Source organism: Microvirga makkahensis (genome assembly GCF_009830105.1).
Lineage (GTDB): Bacteria > Pseudomonadota > Alphaproteobacteria > Rhizobiales > Beijerinckiaceae > Microvirga > Microvirga makkahensis.
Genome location: NZ_WURB01000061.1, coordinates 1 through 4113 on the forward strand (window position 1 = coordinate 1; position 4113 = coordinate 4113).

Consider the following 4113-nt stretch of genomic DNA (forward strand, 5'->3'; position numbering starts at 1 on the left):
ACGTGGAGGGCGTCCCGATCTGCATCGGAATAGACCGCCACCGTCTTGATGCCCATTCGCCGGGCGGTCTTGATCACCCGGCACGCGATCTCGCCACGGTTCGCAATCAGGATCTTGTCGAACATGAGCCTCGGACGCTCCACCCTCAAAACAATTCAAGCCCCACCTCCGTTACTGCACATCGGTGCATTCGGGAAGCAGGGCTGCGTTTAGCATTTAGGTTAGATGGCGAAATGCCAAGCCTTAAGCCGCCATGAGGCTCATTCGGGCCCGCTGGCGTCCGCGCATGATGAAATCGAGGAGCGCCACATCCACATAGCCCGCCTCGTCCAGGATGGCATAGGCGATGTTCATGGCGTTGCGGCTGGGCCCGCTCACCTCCAGGACCGTGGCAAGCCAGAGGGCGTCGTCGCTGCTCACCACCCCGTGAGGCTCCCGCTTCCACACAACGAAATCCACCACGAGCCTGGTGAGGGCCCCCCCCCAGCTCTCGTCCGCCTCGACGATGCGATCCACGGCCAGGAGCGTCTCCACCTCCAGGCGACTGAGGATGCCATCCGGCAGAATCTCGCCAGAGAGCGCCTTGACGGCATCGGACGAAATGAAGTTTTGCTCTGCGGCAACGTCGACGAACTCGCGAAGGCTGTCTCTCAGCATCCCTATGACTCCCTCCGGCCCGTACTCAATGGAAGCCGGTCGCTCTCTTGCGCGAGACTGAGCTTCACACGGGCGACGGCCGTAAACCGTTAACGTGCAATGCTGAATCCGCGTTGAGGTTAAGCCTTGCTGAGTCTCTTTGGTTGCCGGATTCTTGCCGGTCGAAAATCCGCAGCATTGGTGCGGCTTTGGGCCTGAGAACTCCCACGGCTTGCAATCCCGCAAAGTGCCCTTTCCGCCCCTATTCCCCTGTCAATGATGTCTATGTCCCGGGCGTGCGGCGCGCATCCCGCGCTTCCGCTTAAGGAATACGGCCATGCGGCACCACGGCATTCATCATCTCACCGCCATTGCGGGTCCGGCTGGTCGCAACCTCGATTTTTACACACGGGTTCTCGGGCTTCGTCTCGTCGAGACGACCGTGAACTTCGACGATCCCGGCACCTACCGCTTCTATTTCGGCGACAGCCATGGCAGCCCGGGCTCGCTCCTCACCTTCTTTCCCCGGAAGCATGTGCCGCCCGGGCGCACGGGTGTCGACTCGACCTCGGAAACGGCCTTCCGGGTGCCCGAAGGCTCCCTCGGCTACTGGAGCCACCGCCTCATTGAACAGGGCGTGGCACATGGCACGCTGGAGAAACGCTTCGGCCAGAGCGTTCCGCCCTTTCAAGGATCCGCACGGAACGAACCTGTCTCTCGTGGGCGTGCAGAATGCCGGCGGCGATGAGGCTTGGTCGAACGGCGAAATCCCGGCCGAGCATGCCGTTCGCGGCCTGGAAGGCGTCACGCTGCTCGTCGAGAACGGCGAGCCCACCGGGGTGATTCTCACAGATGTCTTCGGTTTCCGCGAAGTGGCGCGTGAAGGCTCCCCGGTGCGCTACAGGAGCAATGCTCCCATGGGCGGCACGATCAATATTCGCAGCGTCGGCGGATTCCTGCCGGGTCGCATGGACGGCGGTTCGATTCATCACGTGGCCTTCCGCGAGTCCGGCGGCATCCTGTTCGAGATCGCCACCGACGGACCCGGCTGCGAGGCCGACGAGGCGGAGGACCGGCCGGGCCGCGAACCGAAACTCCCTGGCTTTCTCGAGCCGAGTTGCACGAGGATCGAGGCCCATCTGCCTGCATTGGCGTAAGGAATATCCCTCTCAACGTTGCGGCGAGGGGTTGGGAATGAGGGTCGGGCGGCCGGCGCGGTGCACCCGATCCCGAAGGCCGCTACGGCGTCATGGCCGGGCTTAACCCGGCCATCCCGATTCCAGAGGCGCGGCGTTCTACGGGCCGAGATCACCGGCAGAAGGCCGGTGTGACGGCTCTGCTGGATTAAGTCCCACGCAGTCGCAATACTCCACCCTACCCCTCCCCTTTGGGAAATGGAAAAGCGAAGAACCCGATGTCAGAACTCACCTTCATCCATCGATTTGAACCAGCTGCCGGGCTGAACCGCCCGCCTCTCCTGCTGCTTCACGGTACGGGCGGCGACGAAAACGACCTGATCTCCCTGGGGCGCATGGTTTCACCCGGCTCCGCCTTGCTCTCCCCGCGCGGCAAGGTTCTGGAAAATGGCATGCCGCGCTTCTTCCGCCGCTTGGCGGAGGGCGTATTCGACGAGGAGGACGTTCGCCTTCGCGCCAACGAGCTGGCGGATTTCGTCACCGAGGCCCGTAAGGCTTACGGCTTGGAGGCACCGGTTGCGCTCGGCTTTTCGAACGGCGCGAACATCGCCGCCGCCATGCTGATGCTCCGGCCGGAAGCTCTGGCAGGAGCCGCGCTGCTGCGCGCTATGGTTCCGCTGAGAGATGCTCCGAAGGCGGATCTTACCGGAAAGCGCGTGCTGATGGTATCGGGCCTGAAGGATCCGATCGTCCAGGCGGAGAATTCGGCGCGTCTCGCCGCATCGCTGTCGTCAGCCGGCGCGGACGTCCAGCACGAGGCGCTGCCGACCGGACATGGTCTCTCCCAGACGGACCTTCAGCTGATGCTGAAATGGTTCGCCGGAAGCGGTGGGTAAACGGCATCCCGCAAGCTCGCCCCCATCCTGAGGAGGGCCCATTCGCGGCTGTGTCCACGGATGAGGGCGGAGGATCCTATTCAGCTTGTTTCAGAACGCCACTCTCGAAGAAACGCTCGATCGCCTCTTCCGCGGGCCTGATATCGATGCCGCGTTCTCTCAGCCATTCATCACTGAAATGCGTGCTGCGGTAACGGTCGCCGGAATCGCACAACAAGGTCACGACTGACCCCTTCTCTCCGCGCTGCATCATCTCGCCGATGAGCTGCGCCACCGCCCAGAGATTGGTGCCCGTGGAGCCGCCGCAGGAACGGCCGATGCGGCGGGAGAGGACGCGCGCCGCTGCGATGCTCTCTGCGTCGGGCACGGCGTAGGCACGGTCGATGAGTTCTGGCACGAAGGACGGCTCGCAGCGCGGACGGCCGATGCCCTCGATCACGGAGGGCGGATTGGACGCGATACACACATTGCGGTCCGCCAGATGACGATGGAATACGGACGCCTCCGGATCGGCCAGGCACAGCTTCGTCGGCAGGCGGCGATAGCGGATGTAGCGTCCGAGCGTTGCCGAGGTGCCGCCGGTGCCCGCCCCCACCACGATCCAACGCGGCACCGGATATTCCTCCTGCGCCATCTGGTTGAAGATGGATTCCGCGATGTTGTTGTTGCCGCGCCAGTCCGTCGCCCGCTCGGCATAGGTGAACTGGTCCATGTAATGGCCGCCGAGTTCGCGCGCGAGACGTGCGCTCTCCTCGTACATGGCGGCGGGGCTGTCCACGAAATGGCTCTCACCGCCATAGAAGGCGATCTGCGCGATTTTTTCAGCCGAAGTGGAGCGCGGCATCACCGCGATGAAACGCAGCCCCAGCATCCGGGCGAAATAGGCCTCGGACACGGCGGTCGACCCGCTCGACGCTTCCACGATGGTTGTATCCGGCCCAATCCAGCCGTTGCACAGGCCATACAGAAACAGCGAGCGCGCCAGCCGGTGCTTGAGGCTGCCCGACGGATGGGTCGATTCGTCCTTCAGATAAAGCGATATCCCCGGCACCGCCGGGAGCGGCACGCGCAGAAGATGCGTGTCGGAAGAGCGGTTGAAATCCGCCTCGATGATCTGGATGGCGGAAGAGACCCAGGAACGTTCTGAGATCGGCATGTTCACAATGGAATATTGTCGTGCTTCTTCCACGGCCGCTCGGTCTCCTTGTGGCGCAGCATGGCGAGGGCGCGGGCGATCCGCCGCCGTGTCGAATGCGGCATGATTACCTCGTCGATATAGCCCCGCTCAGCCGCTACGAACGGTGACATGAAGCGGTCCTCGTATTCCTTCGTGCGCGCAGAGATCTTGTCCTCGTCGCCGATGTCGCCTCGGAAGATGATCTCCACCGCGCCCTTCGCTCCCATCACCGCGATCTGCGCGGTCGGCCAGGCATAGTTGATGTCTC

The 4113-nt window shown here is 63.4% G+C and carries 5 protein-coding genes and 1 pseudogene; 2 read left to right on the forward strand and 4 right to left on the reverse strand.

From position 1 onward, the window contains the following. Positions 1–125: biotin carboxylase N-terminal domain-containing protein (locus GR328_RS28135; RefSeq protein WP_160888597.1), on the reverse strand; the 125-nt coding region annotated here is incomplete at its 3' end. Positions 126–243: 118 nt separating this feature from the next. Next, on the reverse strand, positions 244–657 hold the full coding sequence (locus tag GR328_RS26310; RefSeq protein ID WP_160888598.1) for a hypothetical protein: 414 nt from the start codon (positions 655–657) through the stop codon (positions 244–246). Between the two features lie 316 nt (positions 658–973). Here GR328_RS26310 and GR328_RS26315 point away from each other — a divergent pair. Together GR328_RS26315 and GR328_RS26320 are read left to right on the forward strand one after the other, a co-directional pair. After that, positions 974–1793, forward strand: a pseudogene (locus tag GR328_RS26315) (VOC family protein). 257 nt (positions 1794–2050) lie between these two features. Beyond that, positions 2051–2668 carry an alpha/beta hydrolase gene (locus GR328_RS26320; protein ID WP_160888599.1) on the forward strand — a complete coding sequence of 206 codons (618 nt, stop codon included), beginning with the start codon at positions 2051–2053 and terminating at the stop codon, positions 2666–2668. Positions 2669–2744: 76 nt separating this feature from the next. Here the strand turns inward: GR328_RS26320 and GR328_RS26325 are convergent, their stop codons facing one another. Next, on the reverse strand, positions 2745–3824 hold the full coding sequence (locus GR328_RS26325; RefSeq protein ID WP_160888600.1) for a PLP-dependent cysteine synthase family protein: 1080 nt from the start codon (positions 3822–3824) through the stop codon (positions 2745–2747). A gap of 2 nt (positions 3825–3826) precedes the next feature. Then, positions 3827–4113, reverse strand: a 287-nt coding sequence (locus tag GR328_RS26330) for a carboxyl transferase domain-containing protein (RefSeq protein WP_281352154.1), incomplete at its 5' end; no start/stop codon positions are given.

Coding starts and splice junctions, on each gene's coding strand:
- GR328_RS26320 (WP_160888599.1), top strand. CDS start 2,051: ATGTCAGAACTCACCTTCATCCATCGATTTGAACCAGCTGCCGGGCTG.
- GR328_RS26325 (WP_160888600.1), bottom strand. CDS start 3,824: ATGCCGATCTCAGAACGTTCCTGGGTCTCTTCCGCCATCCAGATCATC.
- GR328_RS26310 (WP_160888598.1), bottom strand. CDS start 657: ATGCTGAGAGACAGCCTTCGCGAGTTCGTCGACGTTGCCGCAGAGCAA.